The sequence below is a fragment of the Micromonospora sp. NPDC049230 genome (assembly GCF_040647875.1).
Classification (GTDB): domain Bacteria; phylum Actinomycetota; class Actinomycetes; order Mycobacteriales; family Micromonosporaceae; genus Micromonospora.
Genome location: NZ_JBEZCZ010000028.1, coordinates 1 through 26556 on the forward strand (window position 1 = coordinate 1; position 26556 = coordinate 26556).

24 protein-coding genes are annotated in these 26556 nt (G+C 71.5%); 22 read left to right on the plus strand and 2 right to left on the minus strand.

What is annotated here, in order from left to right:
• Nucleotides 1–398: 398 nt before the first annotated feature.
• From AB0A95_RS22295 to AB0A95_RS22320, 6 genes are all read left to right on the plus strand, one after another.
• Nucleotides 399–1064, plus strand: a complete 666-nt coding sequence (locus tag AB0A95_RS22295) for a response regulator transcription factor (RefSeq protein WP_357557677.1) — start codon at nt 399–401, stop codon at nt 1062–1064.
• Nucleotides 1061–2125, plus strand: coding sequence for a HAMP domain-containing sensor histidine kinase (locus tag AB0A95_RS22300; RefSeq protein ID WP_357557678.1), 1065 nt, complete (start codon nt 1061–1063; stop codon nt 2123–2125). The genes AB0A95_RS22295 and AB0A95_RS22300 overlap by 4 nt, the downstream gene beginning before the upstream one ends.
• Before the next feature lie 71 nt (nt 2126–2196).
• Nucleotides 2197–3210, plus strand: a complete 1014-nt coding sequence (locus AB0A95_RS22305; RefSeq protein ID WP_357557679.1) for a pyridoxal-phosphate dependent enzyme — start codon at nt 2197–2199, stop codon at nt 3208–3210.
• Nucleotides 3207–4337: a D-alanine--D-alanine ligase family protein gene (locus AB0A95_RS22310; protein ID WP_357557680.1), complete on the plus strand. Its 1131-nt coding sequence runs from the start codon at nt 3207–3209 to the stop codon at nt 4335–4337. The genes AB0A95_RS22305 and AB0A95_RS22310 overlap by 4 nt, the downstream gene beginning before the upstream one ends.
• Nucleotides 4334–5011, plus strand: coding sequence for a M15 family metallopeptidase (locus tag AB0A95_RS22315; protein WP_357557681.1), 678 nt, complete (start codon nt 4334–4336; stop codon nt 5009–5011). The genes AB0A95_RS22310 and AB0A95_RS22315 overlap by 4 nt, the downstream gene beginning before the upstream one ends.
• Nucleotides 5012–5068: 57 nt before the next feature.
• The gene (locus AB0A95_RS22320; protein ID WP_357557682.1) at nt 5069–5743 is read left to right on the plus strand and encodes a hypothetical protein; all 675 of its coding nucleotides are present in this window, start codon (nt 5069–5071) and stop codon (nt 5741–5743) included.
• A 10-nt stretch (nt 5744–5753) separates the two neighbouring features.
• On the opposite strand, the gene AB0A95_RS22325 is transcribed toward AB0A95_RS22320, so the two are convergent.
• Nucleotides 5754–6995: an SUKH-3 domain-containing protein gene (locus AB0A95_RS22325; protein WP_357557683.1), complete on the minus strand. Its 1242-nt coding sequence runs from the start codon at nt 6993–6995 to the stop codon at nt 5754–5756.
• A gap of 79 nt (nt 6996–7074) precedes the next feature.
• Here AB0A95_RS22325 and AB0A95_RS22330 point away from each other — a divergent pair, with 79 nt between their 5' ends.
• From AB0A95_RS22330 to ahcY, 13 genes are all read left to right on the plus strand, one after another.
• A complete protein-coding gene (locus tag AB0A95_RS22330) occupies nt 7075–7497 on the plus strand; it encodes a YbaB/EbfC family nucleoid-associated protein (protein WP_357557684.1) in 423 nt (140 codons plus the stop codon).
• The gene (locus tag AB0A95_RS22335; protein ID WP_357557685.1) at nt 7494–7826 is read left to right on the plus strand and encodes a hypothetical protein; all 333 of its coding nucleotides are present in this window, start codon (nt 7494–7496) and stop codon (nt 7824–7826) included. Before AB0A95_RS22330 ends, AB0A95_RS22335 begins: the two co-directional genes overlap by 4 nt.
• Nucleotides 7827–7841: 15 nt before the next feature.
• Nucleotides 7842–11807: a toxin glutamine deamidase domain-containing protein gene (locus AB0A95_RS22340; protein ID WP_357557686.1), complete on the plus strand. Its 3966-nt coding sequence runs from the start codon at nt 7842–7844 to the stop codon at nt 11805–11807.
• 475 nt (nt 11808–12282) lie between these two features.
• Nucleotides 12283–12927 (plus strand): tetratricopeptide repeat protein, encoded by a 645-nt coding sequence (locus AB0A95_RS22345; RefSeq protein ID WP_357557687.1) that lies wholly within the window; start codon nt 12283–12285, stop codon nt 12925–12927.
• Between the two features lie 95 nt (nt 12928–13022).
• Nucleotides 13023–13271 carry a hypothetical protein gene (locus AB0A95_RS22350; protein ID WP_357557688.1) on the plus strand — a complete coding sequence of 83 codons (249 nt, stop codon included), beginning with the start codon at nt 13023–13025 and terminating at the stop codon, nt 13269–13271.
• A 56-nt stretch (nt 13272–13327) separates the two neighbouring features.
• Nucleotides 13328–14065: an endonuclease V gene (locus AB0A95_RS22355; protein WP_357557689.1), complete on the plus strand. Its 738-nt coding sequence runs from the start codon at nt 13328–13330 to the stop codon at nt 14063–14065.
• 367 nt (nt 14066–14432) lie between these two features.
• Entirely contained in the window at nt 14433–15554 is a 1122-nt protein-coding gene (locus AB0A95_RS22360; protein WP_357557690.1) for a hypothetical protein, read from the plus strand.
• A gap of 69 nt (nt 15555–15623) precedes the next feature.
• A complete protein-coding gene (locus AB0A95_RS22365) occupies nt 15624–17009 on the plus strand; it encodes a phosphomannomutase/phosphoglucomutase (protein ID WP_357557691.1) in 1386 nt (461 codons plus the stop codon).
• Between the two features lie 94 nt (nt 17010–17103).
• Nucleotides 17104–17289: a Trm112 family protein gene (locus AB0A95_RS22370; protein ID WP_091394023.1), complete on the plus strand. Its 186-nt coding sequence runs from the start codon at nt 17104–17106 to the stop codon at nt 17287–17289.
• A complete protein-coding gene (locus AB0A95_RS22375) occupies nt 17286–18485 on the plus strand; it encodes an SIS domain-containing protein (RefSeq protein ID WP_357557692.1) in 1200 nt (399 codons plus the stop codon). The genes AB0A95_RS22370 and AB0A95_RS22375 overlap by 4 nt, the downstream gene beginning before the upstream one ends.
• A gap of 147 nt (nt 18486–18632) precedes the next feature.
• Entirely contained in the window at nt 18633–19634 is a 1002-nt protein-coding gene (locus AB0A95_RS22380) for a cation diffusion facilitator family transporter (RefSeq protein WP_357557693.1), read from the plus strand.
• 3 nt (nt 19635–19637) lie between these two features.
• Entirely contained in the window at nt 19638–20801 is a 1164-nt protein-coding gene (gene manA, locus AB0A95_RS22385; protein ID WP_357557694.1) for a mannose-6-phosphate isomerase, class I, read from the plus strand.
• 282 nt (nt 20802–21083) lie between these two features.
• A complete protein-coding gene (gene ahcY, locus AB0A95_RS22390) occupies nt 21084–22583 on the plus strand; it encodes an adenosylhomocysteinase (RefSeq protein ID WP_357557695.1) in 1500 nt (499 codons plus the stop codon).
• A gap of 117 nt (nt 22584–22700) precedes the next feature.
• Here ahcY and AB0A95_RS22395 read toward each other — a convergent pair whose 3' ends face one another.
• Complete coding sequence (locus tag AB0A95_RS22395; RefSeq protein WP_357557696.1) at nt 22701–22859, minus strand: hypothetical protein; 159 nt, start codon at nt 22857–22859, stop codon at nt 22701–22703.
• Nucleotides 22860–23030: 171 nt separating this feature from the next.
• Here AB0A95_RS22395 and efeU point away from each other — a divergent pair, with 171 nt between their 5' ends.
• The 3 genes from efeU to efeB are packed head-to-tail and all read left to right on the plus strand — an operon-like array spanning nt 23031 to nt 26393.
• A complete protein-coding gene (efeU, locus tag AB0A95_RS22400) occupies nt 23031–23933 on the plus strand; it encodes an iron uptake transporter permease EfeU (protein ID WP_357557697.1) in 903 nt (300 codons plus the stop codon).
• A gap of 23 nt (nt 23934–23956) precedes the next feature.
• Complete coding sequence (efeO, locus tag AB0A95_RS22405; protein WP_357557698.1) at nt 23957–25090, plus strand: iron uptake system protein EfeO; 1134 nt, start codon at nt 23957–23959, stop codon at nt 25088–25090.
• A 25-nt stretch (nt 25091–25115) separates the two neighbouring features.
• The gene (gene efeB / locus AB0A95_RS22410) at nt 25116–26393 is read left to right on the plus strand and encodes an iron uptake transporter deferrochelatase/peroxidase subunit (protein ID WP_357557699.1); all 1278 of its coding nucleotides are present in this window, start codon (nt 25116–25118) and stop codon (nt 26391–26393) included.
• Nucleotides 26394–26556: the final 163 nt, after the last annotated feature.

Below are 26556 nucleotides of genomic sequence, written 5' to 3' on the forward strand. Positions count from 1 at the left end.
TCTGGTCGTTCAGCGTCGCGGTCATCACGGCACCCTCCTCACCAGGCACAACGCCCGGCAGGTCAGGCCGGAAACACCCTTAGATCCACAGACCCGGCGGGGCGGGGCGGGGTGGGGTGGGGTGGGGCGGGGCGGGGTGGAGTGGGGTGTTGACGGGGCGGGGTTGAGGGGTGTGGGTGGGGGTGTGGTGGGGGTCACTGTTGTTGACGGCGGCGTGGTTGTTGGGGACGGATGGTGTGGACGGCGTGGGTGGGGACGAAACCGGCGGGGTCTGGCTTGCGCTGGTTTGCCCGCTGGACGTTCGCGTGGAGGATGGCTGCGGTGGGTGCTTACAGAACCCTTAACCCGAGCCTGCCACGGTATGCCGGGTAGAGGGGAACTCTGGGGGAGCGGACGACGTGCGGGTGCTGGTGGCAGACGACGAGCGGTTGTTGGCGGACATGGTGGCCGAGGGGCTGCGCCGTCTGTCGATGGCCGTCGACGTCTGCTATGACGGCGTCGGTGCGTTGGAGCGGATCGGGGTGAACCGGTACGACGTCGCCGTGCTGGACCGGGACATGCCCGGGCACACCGGCGACGAGGTGTGCCGCAGCATCGCCGATTCGCAGGTCGGCACCCGGGTGTTGCTGCTCACCGCGGCGGCCGGCATTCGGGACCGGGTGGAGGGTCTCGGGCTCGGCGCGGACGACTACCTGACCAAGCCGTTCGCCTTCGCCGAGTTGGTGGCCCGGGTGCAGGCGCTCGGTCGACGGTCCACCCCGGCGCTGCCGCCGGTGCTCGCCCGGGACGGCCTGACGTTGGACGTGGGCCGGCACGTGGCGACCCGGGACGGCCATTCGCTCGCCCTGAGCCCGAAGGAGTTCGCCGTGCTGCACGTGCTGCTGCGGGCCGACGGGCAGGTGGTCAGCGCCGAGGAGTTGCTGGAGCAGGCCTGGGACGAGTTCGCCGACCCGTTCACCAACGCGGTACGGGTCACAGTGATGACCCTGCGCAAGAAGCTCGGCGATCCCGCGGTCATCCACACGGTTCCGAAGGCCGGCTACCGGATCGGCGGTACGGCGTGACCTGGACCCCCCGACGTCGGGTGCTGCTCGTCGGCCTGCTGGCGCTGCTGGCCGGGCCAGTGTTGCCGACGATGGGCAAGTGGCTGGCCGGGGTGACCTGGGCCTGGGGGCAGCAGATCTGCGACGTGCCCGTGTCCGGGCTCAGCAGCCCGTGTGCCCAGGCGCGTTCGGGGGCCTTCGTGCTGCCCCTGATTGCCGTGCTGCTCGTGAGTGTGGCGGTCCTGGTGGCGCTCTGGTTCGGCGCGGTCTGGTGCCTGCGCCCGGTCCGTGACCTGGCGGGGCCGATCGCGCAACTCGGCCCGCAGAATCTGGGTCACCGGATCCGACCTCGGGGGCGCGACGAGTTGGCCCAGTTGTCCCGGGCGATCGACGAGATGATGGAACGCGTTTCCGCCGGGTACGAGGGGCAGCGACGGTTCGCGGCGAACGCCTCGCACGAGCTGCGTACCCCGCTGGCGGTGCAGCGGACGCTCATCGAGGTCGGCATGGCTCGGGCGCTGTCCGCCGAGCAGTTGGAGCTGTTGACCGGCCAACTCCTGGAGACCAACGAGCGCAACGAGCGGCTGATCGAGGGCCTGCTCGCCCTCAGCGAGAGCGACCAGGGCCTGCGCTCGCGGATACCGCAGCGGCTCGACACGATCGTCGAATCGGTGCTCGCCGGGTACCAGGACCGGGCCCGGGAGGCAGCTGTCACCATCGACACCCATCTCGTACCCCGGGTCGTGGCGGGGGAGCGGGTGCTGCTGGAGCGTCTCGTCAGCAACCTGGTGGAGAACGGCATCAAGTACAACCGCCGAGGCGGCTCGCTGACCGTCGCCGTGGGCCAGGTGCCCGCGCTGTCCGTGGTCAACACCGGCCAGCCCGTCCCGGCCGAGGCGGTGGCCGGTCTCTTCGAGCCGTTCCGCCGTCTCGCCCGGGATCGCACCTCGCACGGCGGCGGCGCGGGCCTCGGTCTGGCCATCGCCCGCTCGATCACCCAGGCGCACGACGGGATCATCGCGGCCCGGCCCGCCGAACACGGGGGCCTCCGCGTCGACGTCCAACTACCCAATGTGACCTAGCGCCGCACCGTCGTCCACCGGGTCCGCGTACCGCTGGATCCGGCCCGTGGTGTGCCCGAAAGGAGAAACCGATGTCACACACCGTTGCCCAGACCCGGGCCGATGTGCGGGAGGCCGCCCGCTGGCTCGCCGGCCGCGTGGTCCGGACCCCCGTGTTGCGGTCCCCGGTGATCGACGAACTGGCCGGGGCGCGAGTCCTGTTCAAGGCGGAGAACCTCCAGGACGGCGGCTCGTACAAGATGCGTGGCGCGCTGCGGGCGGTTGGTCGGCTCGCCGCGGCCGGTCACACCGGGGTGATCGCGCAGAGCACCGGCAACCACGCGGTGGCGGTGGCGTTGGCGGCCCGGCGGCACGGGATCGCGGCGACGGTGGTGCTGCCGGTCGACGCGGCACCGACGAAGGTCGACCGGGCCCGCGCGGCGGGGGCGCGGGTGGTGTTCGCCGGCACCAGCGTGCAGGAGCGGGTGGCGGCGGCCGACGGGCTCAGCGACGAGAGCGGCCACCCCGTCGTCGACGCGTACGACCACCCGGACGTCATCGCCGGGCAGGGCACCGCCAGCCTCGAACTGATCGAGGAGGCCGAGCGCGCGGGCACACCGCTGGACGCGCTTGTCGTACCGGTGGGTGGTGGTGGCGGGGTCGCCGGCGGCTGCCTGGCCGCCGCCGGCACGACCATCGAGGTGTACGGCGTGGAACCGGTTGGTTGTGACTCGCTCGCCCGCAGCCTGGCGGCAGGTGTTCGCGTCCCGGTGGCGCCGGTGCCGACGATCGCGGACGGGCTGCGGCCGTCCTGCGTGGGTGAGCTGCCGTTCGCCATCGTGCGCGATGCGCTGCACGGGGTCGTCCGGGTCGACGACGACGAGATCGGTGCGGCGTTCCGGCTGATCCTGACGGAGCTGAAGGTGCTCGCCGAGCCGTCCGGTGCGGCAGGTCTGGCCGGTGCGCTCCGGCTCGCCCCCACAATTGGTCGGCAGCGGACGGTCGGAGTGGTGCTGACCGGCGGGAACGTGGAGGCGGCGCTGGTGGCCCGGCTGTTGGTCCAACCGCTCGCCGAGGTGCCGGCTATGGATCAGGTGGCGGCGTGAGCGCGCCGACGCGGATCGGAATCCTGTTCGGTGGACCGTCGGCGGAGCACGAGGTGTCCTGTGCGTCAGCGCTCGGGGTGGCCCGGGCGCTGGGCGGCGGCGGTTACCGCACGCTCGCCATCGGCGTGACCCGCAGCGGCGGTCTGCGGCTGATGCCCGACGCGCTGTTGGCCGAGCTGCGCGACCGGCCAGCCGGCGAACGGGCCATCGACGACCGCCTGCTGGTGACCGGCCCGGCCGTCGAGCTGCGGGCCGGTCCGCGTCCCGGTGTCGTGCAGGTGTACGCGGGCAACGCGCCCGGCGCGGTGCACGCCGAGCTGGACGTGGTCTTCCCGGTGCTGCACGGCCCGTTCGGCGAGGACGGCGTGGTGCAGGGGCTGTTGGAGTCGCTCAACGTGCCGTACGTCGGATGCGGCATCCTCGCCTCGGCGGTGGGCATGAACAAGGTGGCGATGAAGCGGGCGCTGCGCGCCGAGGGCATCCCCGTCACCCCGTACGTGGCGTTCGACGCGCACACCTACCGGGCGGCCGACGACCCGGAGAAGCTGGTTCTCGGCCTGCGCCGGCCGCTCTTCGTGAAGCCGGCCAACATGGGTTCCTCGATCGGCATCTCCCGGGTCGGCGAGGGCGACGACCTGGCCGCCGCCGTGCGGGAGGCGCTTCGCCACGACCAACTCGTCATGGTCGAGCAGGGGGTCACCGGCCGCGAGCTGGAGTGTGCGGTGCTCGGTGGCTGGCGCCCGGAGGCGTCGGCGGTGGGCGAGGTGCGGGTCGCCGGCGGGTGGTTCGACTACCAGCAGAAGTACTTCGGCGACGCCGACCCGATGATCGTCCCCGCCGTGTTGCCGGAAGAGGTCACCGCGCGGGTCCGCGAGCTGTCGCTGCGCGCGTTCGCCGCGATCGGCGGTTGGGGCCTGGCCCGGGTCGACTTCTTCTACGACGAGACGACAGGTGAGCTGTACGTCAACGAGCTGAACACCATGCCCGGTTTCACCGCGCACTCGATGTATCCGAAGGTGTGGGCGGCCGTCGGTGTCGGCTACCGCGAGGTGGTTGATCAACTCGTCGAGTTGGCCCGTACCCGGCATGCGGAACGGACCGCGATCACCGCGGGAGCCGTCCGATGATCCTGCTCTCCGATCCCCGGGTGGCGGCGGTGCCCAGCGCCGACGACGGCGACCCCCTGCTGGACCTGCGTGAGCTGCCGGAGCTGCGGCTCGACGGCCGCGCGGCCGACCCGGCCGGGGCGTACGCCCGGCTGCGCGCCGGGGTCGTGGACCGGCTGCTGGCCGCGCAGCGTGCCCTGCCGGCCGGGCTGCGCCTGCTGGTGGTCGAGGGCTACCGGCCGTACCAGGCCCAGCTGGCCATCTTCACCGGCTACCGGGACGAGCTGCGCCGACGGCACCCGGACTGGTCCCCGCAGCGGCTGCACCGGGAGACCGCCAAGTTCGTCTCACCGGTCGAGGTGGCCCCGCACAGCACCGGCGGGGCCGTGGACCTGACGCTGTGCACCGACGACGGTGTGGAGTTGGACCTGGGTACGGCCATCGACGCGACCCCGGAGGACAGCGCCGACGCCTGCTTCACCGACGCACCCACGATCGGCGCCACCGCTCGACGACACCGGCAGATCATGGTGGACGCTCTCGGCGGCGCCGGGATGGTGAACTACCCGACCGAGTGGTGGCACTGGTCGTACGGCGACCGCTACTGGGCGCTGCTGACCGGAGCGCCGCACACCCGGTACGGGCCGGTGGACCTGGCCGCCGCACGATCGGTGCCGGTACCTGCTGAACGGTAGACGGTTCCCATCCGTACCTGGGGGTGAAGGACACCACCGAGGACGGGAGTGACGGCGATGAGGGTGCAGCGCAGGCACGTGCTGGCGGCGAGCGTGGCGGTGCTCGCCGCGGCCGGTGTGGCGGTGGGGACCAACCTCGGTTTCGCCGACACCGCCCCGGCCCGGTCGTCGGTCTGCTCCGGCTCGGTCACCTTCTCGGCGGAGGGTGGTGCGCCGGCGGCGACAAGCGACCGCTTTCCGGCGGGTACGCGGCTGCGGGTGACGAACCTGGACAACAACCGGGCGGCCACTGTGACGGTGACCGGCCCGTCGGGCAGTTGTGTGCTGCTCAACTCCGCCGCCATGGAGTTGGTGCGGGAGCCGGGCAAGAACGTGATCCGCCGCAACGTTGTGGAACGGCTGGACGGGGGTGTGCCGCCGGCCGGGCAGCAGACCGCCGGCACGATCCGCCCCGGCGCGGCGTCTCCGGGGGCGTCCGGCCCGGCTCCCCGTTCGGCCTGCTCCGGGGCGATCACCTTCTTCGCCGAGGGTGGCGTGCCGGCGGCGACAAGTGGCCAGTTCCCGGTGGGTACGCGGCTGCGGGTGACGAACCTGGACAACAACCGGGCGACCACTGTGACGGTGACCGGCCCGTCGGGCAGTTGTGTGCTGCTCAACTCGGCGGCGATGGACCAGATCCGTGAACCCGGCAAGAACCTCATCCGCCGCAACACTGTCGAGGTGCTGCGCTGACGTTCCCGCCTCAGCCGGACTGCCAGGTGCCGTTGTCGCGGACCCGGGCGGGGGCGCGGCCGAGCAGCAGCGTGGTCAGCGCCGCGTCGATGGTGTCGCCGAGGAACCACTCGCCGGCCTGGTCGAGGGCGAAGACCCGGCCACGCTCGTCCACCGCCAGGATGCTGTCCTGTTGTTCGGTGCCGATCGGGAAGAGTCGGACACCGAGCACCGCCCCGAAGTCCGCGAGTGTGTCGGCGGTGTGCGCGATCAGGTGCGGGCGGATGTCGAAACGGGAGATCCACACCTGCTCGCCCCGGCCACGTCGGGCACCGACCAGGCTGGGAAACGCGGTCAGCGCCTCGACCGCGGCGGGAAAGACCGCGTGCTGGTGGGTCGCCCCCCGCACCGCTGTGACGTCCCGTACGGCAGCGGCGGCCATGATCTGATCGCCGATGTGCGGTCGCCAACCGGCCGCGACAAGCGCGTTGGCGACCTCCGCCGGGAAACGACCCGGATCCGGGTCCGGCTCCGCAGGCGCACGCCAGGTCTCGGTGTACGCCCGAGCGGACTCCGGTAGGACGTTGGCGCGTACCAGGAAGGTGATGCACGAATCGCAGGGCAGATCCGCGGGGCCGCCAGCGGGATCACCTGGCTCCCGGACGCGGAAGATCTCGAACCGTGCGCCTTCCAGTAGTGCCGCCGCCTCCGCCCGGCCCATCGGCGCGATGCCCTCGGCAGCCCGGCGGTGGTCGTACTCGTGCAGCACGTCGGAGACCACGATCAGCTCGGCGTGGGCCTCGCCGCCACGGACGAGGTCGCCCGGAGGTAACTGGTCAAGGTAGGCGCGGACCAGCGGGTGGTGGTTCAGCGGCACGTCCGCCTTGGTGCCCTGGGCCGTCCAGATTCGACCTTCGAGGGTCAGGTGTGCGGCGGTGTTCGGTGTGCCGATCCGATTGATCTCCCGCACCAGCAGACTCGACGGGTCGACAGTGCGCGGAGCGGTCGGCTCGGCGGGCCGGCTGCGTCGGTACAGATCAGCCACCACGTCGCTCGGCACCCGCGGCCAGGTGCTGACCTTGCCGGTCTGCTTGTCGATGACTGTCGTCGGCAGGTCGCCGGGGACCGTGCGTGCCTCGGTGGGCACCACGGACGTGATGACGTAGCCCAGGTCGAACTCGTCGACCATCGCCGTGCACTCGTGGCCGAGGCGCTGCGAGTCGCGGCGGGCCCAGGTGGCCGCGAGCTGCTCTGCCTGTCGTCGGTCGATCACACACCGAAGCTACCGGACCACGCGGATCGATGGCGGCCGGTATGGTTTCGCTCTACTGACGGTGACGGGAGCAGCAGCGGTGAGCGATCACGTGGACCGGGGCGCCAATCGTGAGCTACGGGCCCGATTCGACGACGTGTACGGGCAGTACCAGCAGCTCAGGTCCGGATTGGACACGTTACAGGCGCGGCTCGCCGAGCTGCGGGTGACCCGACGCTCGGCCGACGGCCAGGTGACGGCCACAGTGGGCGCCCAGGGCCAGCTCATCGACGTCGAGTTGACGCCGGCCGTCTACCGCGAGCGGGACGCCGGGGCGCTCGGCCGGAAGATCACCGAAACGGTCCGCGCCGCCGCGACCGCTGCCGCCGACGCCACCCGCGACCTCGTCGCCGAGACCATGCCGGCCGGCTCCGGGTCGGCGGACTTCCTGCGCACCGGAGACTACGCCGCCCTGCTCGGCCGCGCCGATGCCGTGATCGGCAGGGGCGCGGTGCAGCCATGACCGACGGGCAGCTCTGGCTCGATCCGTCCCGGGCCCGCCGCGGCGGTACCGACCTGTCGCTCGCCGGTGAGGCGGTGACGGCCCGCCGAGTCACGGAAGGCGGTGCGATCGAGGCGGCCAGCGGTGCCCGGCCGTGGGGTCGCGACGACATCGGTGCCGCGTTCGAGCGCAACTACCGCGGGTTCGAGCAGACCGTGCTGCGGGCCTGGGCGGGTGTCGGGCACGGGCTCACCGAGTTGGGCAGCGACGTGGTCCGCGCCGTGGACGCGAGCGTGCAGACCGACGGGGCGAGCGCCGCCCGGTTCGGTCGGGCCGCCGACAGGCGCTGACGGCCGGCGACTGCGATGAGCGTGCTGCCGAGCCCGATTCCGCACCCACTGGACCTCGCACCCTGGGACGTGCCGGGCTGGATCTACGAGGCCCTCGACTGGGTTGTCGGTGTGCAGTGGCCGGAGGGCAACGAGCGGGCCGTCTGGGACGTCGCCGACAAGTGGTACGCGGTTGCCGGCGCGCTTTCCGGCCCGTACACCGATGCCGCCGCGGCCGCAGCCGAGGTGCACAGCGGGTACGGCGGTGTCGGGTCCGTCGACGAGGCATTCGAGGCGGCCTGGCGGGGCCTCGCCGAGGGTGCGGACGCCCCGCTACCCGTGCTGCTCGCGGTCAGCGCCGACCTGGGCCGGCTGGTCGAGGAGTGCGGCTGCGACATCGAGGGCGCCAAACTGGAAGTCTGGATCGAGCTGGGCATCCTGGTCGTCGAGCTGCTGTCGGTGGCGGTGGCGGCGGTGCTCACCGCAGGTGCGGCGACCCCGGCCGCCGGCGCGGCGATCACCGCGACCCGACTGCTGGTCCAACAGATCTTCAGGCGGCTGATGAGCCAACTGGCCAGCAAGTCCCTCAAACACGGCCTCAAGGAGGCCGGCGAGCGCGCGGCCAAGGACGTCGCGCGCGATGGCGTGCGCGGGTTCACCAAGCGGGCCGCCCGGGAGGGGCTGGAGGAGGCCGCCGAGGAGTCCGGGGTCACCCTGGCCACCCAGGCGTACCAAAACTCCAGCGGGCGGGCACACGGCCTGGACCTGACCGATCTCGGCGCGTCGGCGGTCGGCGGCCTGGCCGGCGGGGCGGTGGCACCGCTGGCCGGCCTGGGCCGGCATGCGACCGGGCGGGTGGCGCGAGTCGGGGAGCACCTGGGGCGGGAGATGACCGGCGAGGTGCTCGCCGACAGTGCGGCGAGCCTGGCCACCGGGCAGGGCCTGACCTCGGTGGAGGACGTGGCGCGCGCGGCCGCCTCCGGGGCCACCGGTTCGGCTACCGGCCAGACCGACCACGCGTTACGCGCCCGGCTCGACGCGCAGGCCAACGCCCTCGCCGGTCCTCTGCTCCCTTCCTTGGCGGCCGGTCCGTCGTCCCCTCCAGTGGCGTCGATCGCCGCCGATCCGGCGGCCTCGACTGGCGGGGTCTCGGCTGCCGGTGTTCCGGTGCAGGCGACGCCCTTCGCCGCCACGTCGCCGCCGGACCACGTGCCGGCGCTCGGCGGCGACCTGCCGGGCGTCTCCACGGCTCAGGTGACGGCACAGCCGTCCGCCACCGCCTCCGACGGGCACGTGTCGTCACCACCGCCGATCAATGCGATGTCCGACGTGGCCGCTGTCGAGCGTTCGTCGCAGCCGATGCCGTCGGCGGACGGACCTCTCCTGCGGGAGGCCAGCGCCACACCTGCGGTCACGGCCGATCCGACGCTGCCACCAGCGGCCGCCGAACCGAGACCCTCGCCGGCGGGGGCTCCCGGGGTGTCGTCGGTGGTGGGTCCGGGGCTGCCGTCGGTGGTCGCTTCCGGGGTTGCGTCCGGGGCCGCACCCGCGGCCGGGACCTTCGGGCCGGCCATCGGTGTAGCGCCGGGTCACCGTGGCGACCCACCGCACGCCGCCACCTCCGGCCCGGTCGCCTGGTCCCCGTCGACCGGCACGGCGACGCCGGTGGCGAGTCCCGGCCCGTCAGCGCCGGTGGCCAGTCCCGGCCCGTCAGCGCCGGTGGCCAGTCCCGGCCCGTCAGCGCCGGTCACCTCCGCCACCTCGGAGGTGGGGCGACCGCACGCGCCGATGCGGCAGGTGATCCCGCCCGACCATCCGGCCCGGGGCAGGGCGTCGGTCCCCGTCGACGTCGTGGCGTTCGGCGATCCGGTGGCAACCACGACTGACTGGTACGCCGCGCAGTGGGCCGCCGAGGCGGAAGCCGCCGAGCGGCGGCGCTATCAGGGGCACTACGAATCGCAACGCACCGGCTTCGAGCGCAACCGCCGGCAGGCCGAGGCCACCCGACTGCGCGCCCGGGCCGCCGAGCACGATCGGCGGGCCAACGAGTACGCCACCTACGCCCGGCAACTGCACCAGGCCGGGCGTCGGCAGTGGGCCGACGGCTGGCAGCGGGCCGCGAACGACGAGACACGCGCGTACGCCCAGTGGCGTGACCTGGCCGACGCGGTGCTGACCGGCACCACGGCGCCGGCGGTCGTGGACCTCGGCGACACCACATTCGAGTACGCCAACCGGGACGTCGGCGCGCTGGCGCTCGGCGCGGTGGAGACCTCCGGTCCGTCCCGGCTCACCGGCGACGACGTACCCCCACCGATCGACGACTCCCGGCCGTACGGGCGGCCGGGAGGACTGCGGCCACCGCTCGCCCTGCACCAGGTCGACGTCGAACGGCAGATGCCCCGCGAGCCGGACGGCACCGTCACCCGCACCGCCGATCCCCGCCAGGGCGGCTGGTTCCGGCTGCTGAACGATGGAGGTCCCGCAGCCGACGCCACCCGGGGCATCAACTGCCTGGACTGCACGCTTTCGATGTTCGAAACCTGGGTGCACGGGCGGCCACGGGTGTCGGCGCCGCGTACCTTCGACGGCTACCTGGACGGGGACATCCGCCGCCCGATTCGAGGCGAGGCAGGTGGCCCGGGCCGGGTGGAGGACGTGACCGGAGGTCGATTCCAGCAACTCCTCGCCCCGCCGCCCGGCAAGCGCCCGTACACCGAGCAGGCCCGGCAGGCCGCCGACCGGGGCTACCGCAACCTGCACGACCAACTGCTGTTGGGCGGCCACGGCAGTTACGCGTTCCTGGTCACCGAGTGGCCACACGGCGGTTCGCACGCGTGGGTGGCGCTCAACCAGAACGGCACTGTGCTCTACGTGGACCCGCAGAACGGCGTGGTCCGAGACCGGCCGTTGTACCCCGACGTCGTCGGCATCGACGCGCTGGCGCTGAGCGGAGACGGCCGACCGATGCCGCTCGGCGGACTGCCCCGCGGCCGGTTCAGCGAACGGCCCGACCTGCCGGACCACCCTTCGGCGGACGATGACGGCGGCCACGGTGACCCGTACATCAACCGGATGTACCTGCTGCTGGACGGCCCGGGTTCGGCTGCCGGTGCCGATGACGGCGGGGCGAATTCCGGCAATCCCAGTCGGCCAACTTCCGATCTCGCCCAGCTCACGTCCTCGGAGTTGGCGGCGCTGACAGACCTCCGCGAACGCGCCCTGGGTGCCGCTGACCGGGTCGAGGATGCTTTGGCTCAAATCGGGCAACGCGTGACCGACACGCTCGGCCTGAGTCATCCGATTCAACTGCGGGACCGCGATTTTCGCGTAAAAGGGCTCGAATCGTTGGCACGGAAGTACCTTGACGAGGGGCGTGTCGCCCAGATCGATGTCACCGAGTTCGTACTGAGCGTCAATGACGTCCTGAGATTCTGCTTCGAGATACCATCCGCTGAGCACTACACCCAAGCCGTAGATCTGATTCTGGCGGGCCTGGGTGGAGTCGGGTTCTCAGTGCCGACCTCAGCTTGCAAGAACTTTTGGCGGGAGGGTAATCGATTTTACGGCTTGAACTGTACCCTTCGTTTGCCCAGCGGGATGCTGGTCGAGTTGCAGCTGCACACCACGGCATCGCGAGAGGCCTGGCTGGCTACTCACGAAGAGTATGAGGTGGTGCGGCGGCCGTCGAACCGCGCCGAACGACGATTCGAGGCGTTGCTGCGGATGCTTGCCGCGAACCGTGAACGTGGCCTCCCGGATTCCCTGCCAGGCGGGCTGGATATTCGTTTCCCTGCCAAGGACGCCACCTTCGCCAAATGGATTAGCCAGAATATTGACGTGTGGCGCAAGTATCATGCGTGGCTGACCCAGCGCGGGACGAGTCTCTCGCAGGTTGTGCAGGACCTGGGGCTCGGGACTCGTGACTTCCCAGTAGCGCCGAACATTGCAGAGGATTTGGAGCGGGAGATTGTTGAGTTACTACGTAATCTACCGGACTGATGAGGAGGAAAGGCCGGTTGGCATCTTTGTTATGGATGCGGGACCCGGCCAGGCCGTTCTTTGGGATCATCGCGCTCAAGCCTGGGCCTATGACCCAGAACTCGTTGTACGCTTCCTCGATGACTACCGTAATGCGGACCGCTATAGGAACGTCAGCCGCGCTGAGGTTGAGGTAGTGGCCGAGGCAGTCACCGGGGGCGGGAAGTTGCCTGACGAGAGTTCATTTCGCGCGATGTTCAGGGATGGGCAGTAACAGTGATCGCGGAGAATGGCTGCGTATCCATGAGGTCTAGCGGACACTGTCGCATGCCCCGAGGCAACACGTGAGCAGTTACCTCATGAAATTCGGCCCCGGATGTTCGTTGCGTTGGGAGAACCGGGCTCACGCGGTCGGCGATCTCGCCGTGACCCGGGTAGGGCGAAAGTGAAGCAGCGAGTGAGGCGATGGGCTGGCGGGTCAGTGATGATCGAAGGGTTGGACGTTCGGTTGGTGCGGGCGCGGGAGCGGTACGAGCAGGCGGTCTTCGGTGGCGACGCGAAAGTGTTGGACGAGGCGGAGCGCGAGCTCACCGCGCTGGACGCCGATGTGGCGCTGGCGCGGGGCCGAATCCTGCATGCCCGTTTTCTGGACAGCAGGGTTGAGGACGCGGCGGAGTTGGCGCTCTTCGAGCGGGCGGCCGGGCTCTACCGGGAGATGGGCGATGCCCGAGGTGAGGGCGAGTCGCTCTTCTGGGTGGGCACGGTTCACCAGGTGATTCGGCAGGATCAGGCCACCGCTGAGCCCTTCTTCGTGCGGGCCCGACAGTTGGCCACCGCGGCGGGGGATCAACTGACGCTGTCGTACGTGCTGCGGCACCTCTGCTTCGGAGAGCAGGCGGCCGGTCGCATTGACGCGGCGCGGGAGTTGTTGACCGAGTCGACCAGGCTGCGCCGGGACCTCGAATTCACTCCGGGAGTCGCGGCGAATTTGATTGGTCTGGCAGCCCTGGCCGCAGACGTCGGTGACCGGGAAGCTGCCTGTGCCCTGCTCGACGAGGCGGCTGAACTCGCGGCCGGCAGCGGCGCGCAGGGGATCACCAGGTGGGCCGAGGAGGCCCGCGACGGGTTGGGCCTGCACTGACGGTGGTTCGCCGCCTGGCGGTGGGTTCCCGGCCTGACGGTGCGTCGTCGCCGGCGCGAAGCTGGGGAACTGGCCGGGCCGAATAGCATCGACGCATGGCGACCTCCGACACGCAGAGCGGCAAGTTCAATGTCTGGGCATGGCTGGTTGGCATCCTGATCGGACTGGCGATCGGCATCCCCACGTTCGGCTCGACCGGCGGCGTCGCCTTCGGTGTGGCCCTCGGCGTCGTCTTCGCGATCGTCTTCGGGGCGGCCCGAGGGCGAACCGCGGACGACCCTGCCCAGGGTGCACCGGACGGCAGTGCCAGCGGGGAGGGCGCTGATGGCCTCGGCCCAGCGTGATCGACTCGGGTTTGGTGAAGTCGGGGCATCCCGGGCGATGGGATAGCCCGACTTTCATGAAATCGAGTGGATCATGGCGCGCGGCGGTCTCGGGGCCGAGCGAGGTGGCGGGGCCGGACGAGGTGGCGGGGCCGGGCAGTGTGGCGGAGGCGGTGGCCGTACAGGAGGAGTTGCGGCCGTTGGTCGACCTGGTCGGGCCGGGGCCGAGCGCGCCGGAGACGGTGGCCGGCCTGGACGTCGCGTACTCCCTGGGTGGTGACCTTCTGGCGGCGGCCGTGACGGTGCTGGATGCCCGGACGTTGGCGGTGGTGGACTCGGCGGTCAGTGTGGGGCGGCCGGCGTTCGGCTATGTGCCGGGGTTGTTCGCCTTCCGTGAGTTGCCCGCGCTGCTCGCCGCACTGGACCGCCTGGCCACGGTCCCCGATCTGCTGGTGTGTGACGGGCACGGGCTGGCGCATCCGCGTCGGTTCGGGCTGGCCTGTCACCTCGGTGTGGTCACCGGGTTGCCCGCGCTCGGGGTGGGGAAGACCGCGCTGGTCGGGACGTGGGATCCGCCGGCCGCCGAGCGGGGTGCCTGGTCGCCGCTGCGCGACGGAGGTGACGTCGTCGGCCGGGTGCTGCGGACCCAGGGGGGTGTGAAGCCGGTCTTCGTCAGTGTCGGGCATCGGATGAGTCTGGAGAACGCGACCGCGCGGGTGCTTGCGCTGACCCCGCGATTCCGACTGCCGGAGAGCACCCGCACCGCCGACCGCCTCTGCCGCGACGCCCTCTTCCGCGCCGAGCACCCGGACTGACGGCTGTCGGTCACCTGGCCGCCCAGGCTGTCGGTCACCCGGCCGCCCAGGCCGTCGGTCACCCGGCCTGGGCGGTCGGCGGGCATCAGGACCGCCGCGTCTTGGATGATCGACTCGGGTTTGGTGATGTCGGGGCATCCGAGGCCATCGGATAGCCCGACTTCCAGGAAACCGAGTCGATCATGGGGGCCAAGCGGCGCTGGCGTCGATGTGCGCACCGGTCGGAAACCGCACCAGGAGCAGGGCGGCGGGCCGGGTCGCAAACCGTAACGCGGCACACATCCGGGCCGCTCGATGACCGGCGGGGTGGGTGGGCCGGTAGTAGCCTGACCCGCGGACCCCACCCGGGGAGAACGGCGAGGTGATCATGACGGTGCGTCGACGCGCGGCACGGCTCGCGGCGGTCTGCGGTCTGGTGGGCGGCCTGGTGATGCTCGGCGCGTCGCCGGCGCTGGCCGACGAGGACTCGGTCCGGGTGGGTGCGGCCAGCAGCTTCGCCGCCGGCGGTTCCGCGCAGGCGGTGAACGTGGCGGTGCGCAAACGCACCGACGGCTGCGTGCTGCTGCGTACCGTGCTGTTTCTCAACCTCGAGGAGCTCCAGCCGCACCAGTTGAAGGTCGAGGTCAACGCGGGCGGGCGCTGGAACCAGGTCGCCGTCACCGGCGGTGGCGGTGCCGTGGGCACCGCGCAGACGTCGCCGTCGAGGCCGACCCTGTGCAAGGGCAAGAGCATCACGGTGCGGTACCGGGTGACCTTCGGTGCGGGTGCCCCGGGCGGCCGGCTCGCCGTGACCGGCGTGGCTGTCAGCGCGGCCGGTCAGGAGGTCGGCCGGGGCAGCGACGCGGCGAGGGTGACCGGCGCGCGGGTCACCCCGTCGCCGACGCCGTCGAGGAAGGCGACGCCCACCCCGAGCCCGACCGACGTCGCGACAGTCGACGACGCGGCCACTCCGGCGGCGCTGGGGGGCGAGTCCGTTGCGCCGGACACCTCGGCGGCCGCCGCGGCATCGTCCGGCACGTCACCGGTGATGATCTTCGGCGTCGTCATGGTGGCGATCGGATTGCTGCTCATCGTGCTGCTGTTCCGCCGCTCGCGCCAGGACCGCAAACCGTCCGACGAGCCGCCTGCCACGCTGCCGGCCAACCCCGGCGGCACCACCTACCGGGCCGCCGGGGGGCCGCCGGCCGCGCCAGGTCGCCCCGGCCAGGTGTACGGGCAGCAGCCGCCAACCCCCGGTTGGGGCGCCGTGCCGTCCCCGCGCCCCGCCGCCGGCGGGGTCTACGGGGCTCGGCCAGAGGGTGCCGGCACGCCCCCGGAGGCGACGCAGCCGATGCCGGGAGGCCCCGAAATCCGGACGCAGCCGATGCCGGGAGGCCCCGAAATCCGGACGCAGCCGATGCCGGGAGCACCCGAAACCCGGCAGTCGCCCGGGAATCCGCCTCCCGACGATGGCGGTCACACCGTGATCATGCCCCGGCTCCCCGGCTGAGCGGGGCTCGACCCGGACCCTCCGTTACGCTCAGGCTCGGTGTCTACCTGCGGCCAAGGAGTGGAACACGTGTCTGATCTGTCCCAGATTGTGAAGGCGTACGACGTCCGAGGGACGGTGCCGGACCAGTGGGACGAACGGGTCGCCGAGGCGCTGGGCGCCGCGTTCACCCAGCTTCTCAACTCCACCGACGAGCCGGGCGACGCGGTAGTCGTCGGGTACGACATGCGCGCCACCTCGCCCGGACTGGCCGCCGCGTTCGCCGCCGGCGTACGGGCCGAGGGTCGCTCGGTGATCGAGATCGGGCTGGCCTCCACCGACCTGCTCTACTTCGCCTCCGGCTCGCTCGACCTGCCCGGGGCGATGTTCACCGCCAGTCACAACCCCGCCCAGTACAACGGCATCAAGATGTGCCGCTCCGGTGCCCGCCCGATCGGGCAGGAGAGCGGTCTGGCGGAGATCCGGGAGCGGGCCCAGGCTCTGCTGGACTCGGGCGACGCCCGCCCGGCGGGGGCGCCGGCCCGTCCGGCCGAGCGGCGCGACCTGCTCCCCGACTACGCCGGCTACCTGCGCAAGCTCGTCGACCTCTCGGGCATCCGGCCGTTGAAGGTCGTCGTCGACGCCGGCAACGGGATGGGCGGCTTCACCGTGCCCACAGTGCTGGGCGACGCCGCCCTGTCGCCGCTGCCGCTGGAGATCGTGCCGCTCTACTTCGAGTTGGACGGTACCTTCCCCAACCACGAGGCCAACCCACTGGACCCGGCGAACCTGGTCGACCTCCAGCGCGCGGTGGTGGAGCACGGGGCCGACATCGGGTTGGCCTTCGACGGCGATGCCGACCGGTGCTTCGTGGTGGACGAGCGCGGCGAGCCGGTCTCGCCGTCGGCGATCACCGCCCTCGTCGCCGCACGGGAGCTGGCCAAGCACCCCGGTTCCACGGTGATCTACGGGCTGATCACCTCCAACGCGGTCGCGGAGATCATCCGTGAGCACGGTGGCAAGCCTGTCGTCGCCCGGGTCGGGCACTCCTTCATCAAGGCGGAGATGGCCCGGACCAACGCCGTCTTCGGCGGCGAGCACTCCGCGCACTACTACTTCCGGGACTTCTGGTTCGCCGACACCGGGATGCTCGCGGCGATGCACACACTGGCCGCGCTGGGCGAGCAGTCGCTGCCACTGTCCGTGTTGGCCGGCGAGTACGAGCGCTACGTCGCCTCCGGCGAGATCAACTCGACGGTGGCCGACCAGGCGGCGGCGGTGGCCGAGGTGCGGGCCGCGTACCCCGACGCGGTGGCCGACGAGATGGACGGGCTCACCCTGCGATTCCCCGACGGCGCCTGGTTCAATCTGCGCGCTTCCAACACGGAGCCGCTGCTGCGGCTCAACGTCGAGGCACCCACCCAGGATCGGATGGTCTCGCTCCGGGACGACGTGCTCGACCGCGTTCGCCGATAAGATCGCCTGCGCCGGTCGGCACCACCGCCGGTCAAGCCGCACATCCGGTTGGCACCGCCGCCGGTCAAGCCGCACACGTGGAAGGAGCCGTGCCATGGCCCTGGATCCGCAGTTGCTCGAGATTCTCGCCTGTCCGGACACGCACCATGCCCCGCTCACCTACGACGCCGAGGCGCAGACGCTGACCTGCACGGAGTGTGGCCGGATCTTCGAGGTCCGCGACGACGTGCCGGTGCTGCTGCTCGACGAGGCGCGCGGCGGCCCGGGGCAGTCCTCATGATCGACGGTACGGCCGGAGTCAGCGGTCGTCGCGACGCCGACGAGGCACTGCTCGACAACCCGGAGGCGCTGGCCGAGCACGACCCGGGCGGCATGCTCCGGCACACGGCGTCGGCCGGTGCGCAGGTTCGCGAGAGCGCGGCTCTGGCCGCCGAGGCGAACCTGGCCGTGCTCGCCGACGACGGGCGTCCCCGAGCCGTCGTGATCGCCGGCATCGGCACCGCGGGGCGTACCGGAGACGTGCTGGCCACTGTCGCCGGACCACGCTGCCCGGTCCCGATCATCGGGCACCGCAGTGCCGGGGTGCCCGGTTGGGTGGGCGCGGCGGACGTGGTGATCGCGGTGAGCGCGTCCGGTCGTAGCCCGGAGGCGCTCGGCGCCGCCGAGGCGGCGCACCGGCGCGGTGCCCGCCTGGTCGCCGTGGGTGCCCCCGACTCGCAGTTGCAGTCGATCGCCGAGCAGGCCCGGGCGCCGTTCATCCCGGTGCCGCGCCGCGCGCCGGCGCGCGCCAGCCTGTGGGCGCTCACCGTGCCGGTCCTGCTCGCGGCCCGTTCGCTCGGGCTCGTGAAGGTCAACGAGGCGGACCTGGCGGAGACCGCGGCCCGGCTCGACGCGGACGCCGACCGCTGCCGCTCCGCCGCGGAGTCCTTCGTCAACCCGGCGAAGTCACTGGCCCTGGGCCTGGCCGGCTCGATCCCGATTGTCTGGGGCTCGTCCCCGCTGGCCACCGTGGCCGCCCGCCGGTTCGGTGACACCCTGTCGGCAAACGCCCGCTACCCGGTGGTCACCGGGGCGCTCGGTGAGGCCGGTCGGGGTCGGGTCGGGCTGCTCGACGGCGTCTTCGGGGGCCTGGCCGAGGGCGAGCGGGACATCTTCGCCGACCCGGCCGACGACGACGACGGCGAGGGCACCCGGCTGCGGCTGGTGCTGCTGCGCGACGGCGGGCTCAACGCCGAGGACGACACCGACGAGCCGCTCGCCGTCGAGGAGCGCCGCGCGGACGCGGTGCAGACCCTCGCCGAGCGTCGTGGTGTGCGGTGCGACGTGGTGACCGCCGAGGGTGGCTCCGCCCTGGAGCGGTTGGCCTCGCTGATCGCGGTCCCGGATTTCGCCTCGATCTACCTTGCCCTGGCCCATGGGTTGGACCCGATGGCCGTTCCGGCCATCACCGAGATGAAGGAGCTGTCGAACCAGTGAACGACCGTAGGGGGCGGCGCGGCATGCGCGGACCGGGCAGCTTCGTGACGCGAAGCGGAGCGGCGGCGTGAACGAGCGCAGCGAGCGAACCAGGTGGCTCAGCAGCGGGTTGTCTCAGGTCAGCGCGAAGCGAAGCGGAGCGGTGGCATGAGCGCGAACGGCGGGACGAAGGCGATTGTCGCCGCCCTGCTGGCCAACGTCGGCATCGCCGTCACCAAGTTCATCGCGTTCCTGCTCTCCGGGTCGTCGTCGATGCTGGCCGAGGCGGTCCACTCGGTCGCCGACTCCGGCAACCAGGGCCTCCTGCTGCTCGGCGGCAAGCGGGCGAAGCGGGCCGCCACCCCGGAACACCCCTTCGGGTACGGCCGGGAGCGCTACATCTACGCGTTCATCGTGTCCATCGTGCTGTTCAGCATCGGTGGCCTGTTCGCGCTCTACGAGGCCTACCACAAGTGGGACCACAAAGAGGGCATCAAGGAGTGGCACTGGCTGCCGGTGGCCGTGCTGGTGGCGGCGATCATCATGGAGTCGTTCTCCTTCCGGACCGCCATCAAGGAGTCCAACCACATTCGGGGCAACCAGTCCTGGGTGCGGTTCATCCGCCGCGCCAAGGCGCCGGAGCTGCCGGTGGTGCTCCTGGAGGACTTCGGCGCGCTCGTCGGTCTGGTGTTCGCCCTGTTCGGTGTCGGCATGACGCTGATCACCGGCAACGGTCGGTGGGACGCCGCCGGCACCGCCATGATCGGCATCCTGCTTGTGGTCATCGCCGTGGTGCTGGCCGTCGAGACGAAGAGCCTGCTGCTCGGTGAGGGTGCCGAGGCGTCCGAGCTGGCCGCCATCGAGCGAGCCGTCACCGCCGGCCCCGAGGTGGAGCGGATCATCCACATGAAGACGCTCTACCTGGGGCCGGAGGAGCTGATGGTGGCCGCGAAGATCGCCGTCCCGGAGTGGGAGAGCGCCCACGACCTGGCCCGTGGCATCAACGCCGTGGAGGCGCGGATCCGCGCGGCAGTGCCGATCGCCCGGGTGATCTACCTGGAGCCGGACGTCTACAGCGTCGCCGCTGCCGAGGCCGGCACCGGTGCGGCCGCCGACACCGCCGTGCCGCAGGACGCGTCGGGCGAGGCGGCCGGGCGGCCCGGGGGCTGACGGGTGGAGCCACTGTACGGACCGATCCGCGACTACGCCTGGGGCTCGCGCTCGGCCATCGCCCTCCTCCAGGGCCGGGTGGTGCCCAGCGCGGGCCCAGAGGCGGAGCTGTGGTTGGGCGCCCACCCGGGTGCCCCGGCCAGTGTGGACCGTGCCGGCCTGCGGGTGAGCCTCTGCGACCTGGTGCGGGACGAGCCGGGGCAGTGGCTCGGCCAGCGGGTGTCCGAGCGGTTCGGCAGCCGACTGCCGTTCCTGCTCAAGGTGCTCGCGGCCGACGCGCCGTTGAGCCTGCAGGCACACCCCGACGCCGAACAGGCGCGGGCCGGCTACGCGGCGGAGGCGGGGCTTCCCGAGGGGCGGCGCAACTACTCCGACCCGCACCACAAGCCGGAGTTGCTTGTCGCGCTCACCCCGTTCGAGGCGCTGTGCGGTTTCCGGGACCCGACGGAGTCGGCCGAGGCGCTCGCCGCGTTCGGCGTACCGGAGTTGGCGCCGGTGGTCGCCGCGTTGCGCGCCGGGCCGGCGGGGCTGCGGACGGCGGTGCGGACACTGCTCGACTGGCCGGTCACCGAACGCGACGGGCTGCTGGGTTCGGTGGTGGCCGCGTCCGCCGACGGTCCGGACGCGGAGTTGGCCCGCCGGCTGACCAAGGCGTATCCGGCGGACCCGGGCGTGCTCGTGGCGTTGCTGTTGCACCACGTGCGGCTGGTGCCGGGGGAGGCGATCTGGATGCCCGCCGGCAACCTGCACGCCTACCTGAGCGGCTGTGGTGTGGAGATCATGGCGGCCAGCGACAACGTGCTGCGGGGCGGGCTGACCCCGAAGCGGGTGGACGTCGACGAGCTGATGCGGGTGCTGCGCTTCGAGGTGCTGCACGATCCGGTGCGGGCCGCGCAGCCGGTCGGCCCGGGTGTGGACTGGTGGCCCGTGCCGGTGGACGATTTCGCGCTGCACCGGGTGCGGGTCGGCGCGGCGGTGCCCTTGGCCACGCTGCCGTTGCCCGGCCCTCGGGTGGTGCTCTGTGCCGGTGGTTCGATCACCGTGGACGACGGTGCCGGCGCGTTGACGTTGGCGTCCGGTGAGGCGGCGATCGGCACGGCGGCCGGCGAGCCGCTGCGGATCAGCGGCGCCGGTGAGGCGTACGTGGCGACCTCCGGACTGCGGTGACCCCACACGAACCGTGGACGACACAAGTCCGACTTTTCCCGGAATAGCTTGACGAAGTGGTGTCCGAGTGTGACGCTATGAGTACGCAGCGTTATCGCGACGACGGTCCGAGAACGTGCGGGGAACCAAACCGGGGGGATGCACGGGGCGGGCGGGGCATGGGCGGGAAAGTCCGTTCAGCACCGACCGCCCCGTGCGCTGTCTGCGGACCGTCCACCGATAGAGGTCGACGGCGCGCGTAAGGTGGAAGGTCGGCGCAGACATCGTTCGACAGGAGCTTTCATGACCAGCACCCTCCCGGCGTCCCCCAGCGGCACGCCGTCCGAGGCCCGGCCGAGCACCCTCGCCGAAGGCGACTTCAAGGTGGCGGATCTGTCGCTCGCCGAGTTCGGGCGTAAGGAGATCCAGCTCGCCGAGCACGAGATGCCCGGCCTGATGGCGATTCGCCGAGAGTTCGCCGAGGCGCAGCCTCTGGCCGGCGCGCGGATCACCGGCTCGCTGCACATGACCATCCAGACCGCCGTCCTCATCGAGACGCTGGTCGCCCTCGGCGCGCAGGTGCGCTGGGCGTCCTGCAACATCTTCTCCACCCAGGACCACGCCGCCGCGGCGATCGTCGTCGGCCCGAACGGCACCCCGGAGGCCCCGGCCGGCGTCCCGGTGTACGCGTGGAAGGGCGAGACCCTCCCGGAATACTGGTGGTGCACCGAGCAGGTGCTCGCCTGGCCGGACGGGCAGGGCCCCAACATGATCCTCGACGACGGTGGCGACGCGACCCTGCTCGTGCACAAGGGCGCCGAGTTCGAGAAGGTCGGGTCGGTCCCGCCGGTCGAGTCCGCCGACTCCGAGGAGTACGCGGTCATCCTGGAGGTGCTGCACCGCTCGCTCGCCGAGGACGGTCAGCGCTGGACCCGGATCGCCGCCGGCATCAAGGGCGTGACCGAGGAGACCACCACCGGCGTGCACCGCCTCTACGAGATGCACCGGGCGGGCACCCTGCTCTTCCCGGCCATCAACGTCAACGACTCGGTGACCAAGAGCAAGTTCGACAACAAGTACGGCTGCCGGCACTCGCTGATCGACGGCATCAACCGGGCCACCGATGTGCTGATCGGCGGCAAGATGGCGGTCGTCATGGGCTACGGCGACGTGGGCAAGGGCTGCGCCGAGTCGCTGCGCGGCCAGGGTGCCCGGGTCGTGGTGACCGAGGTGGACCCGATCTGCGCGTTGCAGGCCGCGATGGACGGCTACCAGGTCGCCACCCTGGACGACGTGGTCGAGCAGGCGGACATCTTCATCACCGCCACCGGCTGCTTCGACGTCATCACCAACGAGCACATGGCCCGGATGAAGCACCAGGCCATCGTCGGCAACATCGGCCACTTCGACAACGAGATCGACATGGCCGGCCTGGCCAAGCGTTCCGACGTCGAGCGGGTCAACATCAAGCCGCAGGTCGACCTGTGGCGCTTCGCCGACGGGCACGCGATCATCGTGCTGTCCGAGGGTCGCCTGCTCAACCTGGGCAACGCGACAGGGCACCCGAGCTTCGTGATGTCGAACTCGTTCGCCAACCAGACGATCGCCCAGATCGAGCTGTTCACCAAGACCGAGGAATACCCGATCGGCGTCTACGTGCTGCCCAAGCACCTGGACGAGAAGGTGGCCCGGCTGCACCTGGGCGCGCTCGGCGCCAAGCTGAGCACGCTGACCAAGGAGCAGGCCGCGTACCTGGGCGTCTCCATCGAGGGCCCGTTCAAGCCGGATCACTACCGCTACTGATCGACGCTCCGCACCGGACCGGGTCGGTTGTTCGCAGCCGGCCCGGTTCGTCGTCTCCGCCCTCGGCTCGGCGGGCTCCGCCCTCGGCTCGGCGGGCTCCGCCCTCGGCCCGGCGGGTCAGCCCGACCGCGGGTCGCGGCGGGTGGGGCGCATCCACGTCCAGACGCACCAGGCCAGCCAGCCGAGCGACACGATGGTCGCCAGGGCCCGCATTCGCAGTGCGCTGAGCAGCAGGACCACGGCCAGCACCGCCAGCCACGGCAGGAATCCCCTCACGGCGGGGATCCTGCCACAGCCGAGCGGTGGTGTCCCGTCGCGCACCGGCCTGGCCTGCGGCGCAGGGGACGAGTGAGCTTGTCGGGTACGACTTGACGAGGCTCCTGAACAGGGAGCAAGGTATGCCTGCCCTAAGTTGGTTGAGGCGTACCTGATGAACTCGGAGCCCGGATGTTCGCCACCTATCTGATCGGCCTGCGGGAGGGCTTGGAAGCCACACTGGTGGTCAGCATCCTGGTCGCCTTCCTGGTGAAGTCGCAGCGCCGGGATCGGCTGCCCCAGGTCTGGGCGGGCGTCGGCCTGGCCGTGGTGCTCTCGGTGTTCTTCGGTTGGCTGATCGAGTACACGTCGACCTCGCTGCTGTCCCGCTCCGAGGACCGGGAGCTGTTCGAGGCGATCACCTCCGTCGCCGCCGTGGTCTTCGTCACCTGGATGATTTTCTGGATGCGCCGGGCGGCTCGGACCATCGCCGGTGAGCTGCGCGGCAAGTTGACCGAGGCGCTGGCCGTCGGCTCGTTCGCGGTCGCCGGGATGGCCTTCCTCGCGGTCGTCCGGGAGGGCCTGGAAACCGCGCTGATCTTCTACTCGGCCGCCCAGGGCGCGGCCGGCGACAGCGGTCCGCTGCTCGCGTTGGTCGGCGGCATCGTCACCGCCGTGGTGCTGGGCGTGCTGCTCTACGCCAGCGCCCTGCGGATCAATCTCAGCACGTTCTTCACCTGGACCGGCGCGCTGCTGATCCTGGTGGCCGCCGGCATCCTCAAGTACGGCGTCCACGACTTCCAGGAGGCCGGTGTCCTGCCCGGCCTGAACGATCTGGCCTTCGACATCACCGGCGTGCTCGACCCGACCACCTGGTACGCGGCCCTGCTCGCCGGCATGTTCAACGTGACGCCGGCACCCACGGTGCTGGAGACGATCGCCTGGATCGGGTACGCCGTGCCGGTCCTCCTGCTCTTCCTGCGGCCGGCCCGGCGCAAGCCGGCACCTGCCCCGACCACCACCGTCACCGAGCGCGGGGCCGACACCGGCACCGAGGCCGAGGCCGAGGCGGCAACCACGCCGCAGCGTGCCTGATCCCACGAGGAGAGACAGCTCAGATGCGTACCACCCGATTTTTCGCGCTGGCCGCCGTCGGCGTGCTGGCGACGGCCGGTGTGACCGCCTGCTCCGGCGGCGACAAGGACGACCCGGCCGTGGCCGGCGGCCCGATCGCGGTCAAGGCGACGGACACCGCCTGTGAGGTCGGCACCACCGACCTGGGCGCCGGCACCGCCACCTTCAAGATCACCAACTCCGGTGCGAAGGTGACCGAGTTCTACGTGTACGCCGACGGCGACCGCGTCATGGGCGAGGTGGAGAACATCGCCCCGGGGCTGAGCCGTGAGCTGCACGTGGAGTTGCCCGCCGGCACGTACCAGACGGCCTGCAAGCCTGGCATGAGCGGCAAGGGCATCCGGGGTGCGCTCAAGGTCAGCGGCTCTGCGCAGCCGCTCACCGCCGACGCCGCGTTGGCCGGTGCGGCCGAGAACTACCAGCGCTACGTCAAGAGCCAGACCGACGCGCTGCTGGACAAGACCGAGGAGTTCGTGACCGCGGTCAAGGCCGGCGACGTGGCGAAGTCCAAGGCGCTCTACCCGGTCGCCCGCACCTACTGGGAGCGGATCGAGCCGGTGGCCGAGATCTTCGGCGACCTCGACCCCAAGATCGATGGCCGCGAGGAGGTCATCGAGGAGGGGATGGAGTTCACCGGCTTCCACCGGATCGAGAAGGACCTCTGGCAGTCCGGCGACATCAGCAAGGACGGCCCGATCGCGGATCGCCTGCTCGTCGACGTCAAGGAGATCGTGACCAAGGCCAACGCCGAGAAGCTCTCCCCGCTGCAACTCGCCAACGGTGCCAAGGAACTGCTCGACGAGGTGGCCAGCGGCAAGATCACCGGCGAGGAGGACCGCTACTCGCACACCGACCTGTGGGACTTCGCCGCCAACCTGGAGGGTTCCAAGGCCGCCGTGTCCGCCCTGCGCCCGGCCCTCGAGCAGCGCAACCCGGAGCTGGTCAAGCAGTTGGACACCGAGTTCGCCAACGTCGAGACGCTGCTCGGCAAGCACCGCGACGGCGACGGGTGGAAGCTGCACACCGCGCTGAGCAAGGCCGAGCTCAAGGATCTCTCCGACGGGATCAACGCGCTCGCCGAGCCGATCAGCAAGGTCGCCGCGGCCGTCGCGAAGTGACCTTCCGGCAGAAGGAGTCGAGTCGATGAGTGGGAGCAGGTTGACCCGGCGCCGGGCGATCACCCTGGCCGGCGCCGGGGTGGCAGGGGTCGCCGGGGTGGCGGCGGGCGCGGGGGCGCTGTTGAACGGCTCCCACGGCCCGGCTGCCGCGAGCGACCACCCGGCCGGGGCGGTGCCGTTCCACGGCGAGCACCAGGCCGGCATCGTCACCCCGGCGCAGGACCGGCTGCACTTCGTCGCCTTCGACGTGATCACCAAGGACCGGGCCCGGCTGGTCGAGCTGCTCGAGGAGTGGACCGCCGCCGCCGCCCGGATGACCGCCGGGCGGGACGCCGGAGTGCTCGGCGCGGTGGGCGGGATGCCGGAGGCCCCACCGGACGACACCGGCGAGGCGCTCGGCCTGCCCCCGTCGCAGCTCACCCTGACGATCGGCTTCGGGCCGACGTTGTTCCGCGACGCCGACGGCCGGGACCGCTTCGGCATCGCCGACCGGCGGCCCGCCGCCCTCGCCGAGCTGCCGAAGTTCCCCGGCGACGCGCTCCAGCCGCAGCTGTCCGGCGGTGACCTCTGTGTGCAGGCGTGCGCCAACGATCCGCAGGTCGCGGTGCACGCGATCCGCAACCTGGCCCGGCTCGGCATGGGCGTGGTCAGCGTCCGCTGGTCGCAGCTCGGCTTCGGGCGTACCTCGTCCACCTCCCGTGACCAGGCCACCGCGCGCAACCTCTTCGGGTTCAAGGACGGCACGGCCAACCTCAAGGCCGAGGACACCGAGCTGCTGCGCGACCAGCTGTGGGTGCAGCCGGGCGACGGGCCGGACTGGATGGCGGGGGGCTCGTACCTGGTCACCCGCAAGATCCGGATGCTGGTGGAGACCTGGGACCGGACCTCCCTGGCCGAGCAGGAGGAGATCGTCGGCCGGGCCAAGGGCAGCGGCGCCCCTCTCGGTCGGACCGACGAGTTCGACGAACCGGACTTCGCCGCGCGCGGCGCGGACGGCAAGCCGGTGATCGCCGAGCACGCGCACGTGACGCTGGCCCACCCGAGCCGCAACAGCGGTGCCCAGTTGCTGCGCCGGGGCTACAACTTCGTCGACGGCTCGGACGGCCTCGGCCGGCTCGACGCGGGCCTCTTCTTCATCGCCTACCAGCGTGACCCGCGCCGCCAGTTCGTCCCGATCCAGACCCGGTTGGCGCGGCACGACGTGATGAACGAGTACCTCCGGCATGTCTCCAGCGGCGTGTTCGCCTGCCCGCCCGGGGTACGCGACGGCGGGGACCACTGGGGGCGCGCCCTCTTCGGCTGACCCGGGTCCGGTTCCCAGGCCGTGGTGGCGCCGGTTGGCGTCGAAGGGGGATCATGGTGGCAGTCTGGCCCGGGGCTCTTCCGTGCACCAGGCACCGCAGCACGTGGCGCCGCCGCCGCGGGTCGCGGTGACAGGTTCTTCGGCGGCGACATGCGTTACCGGC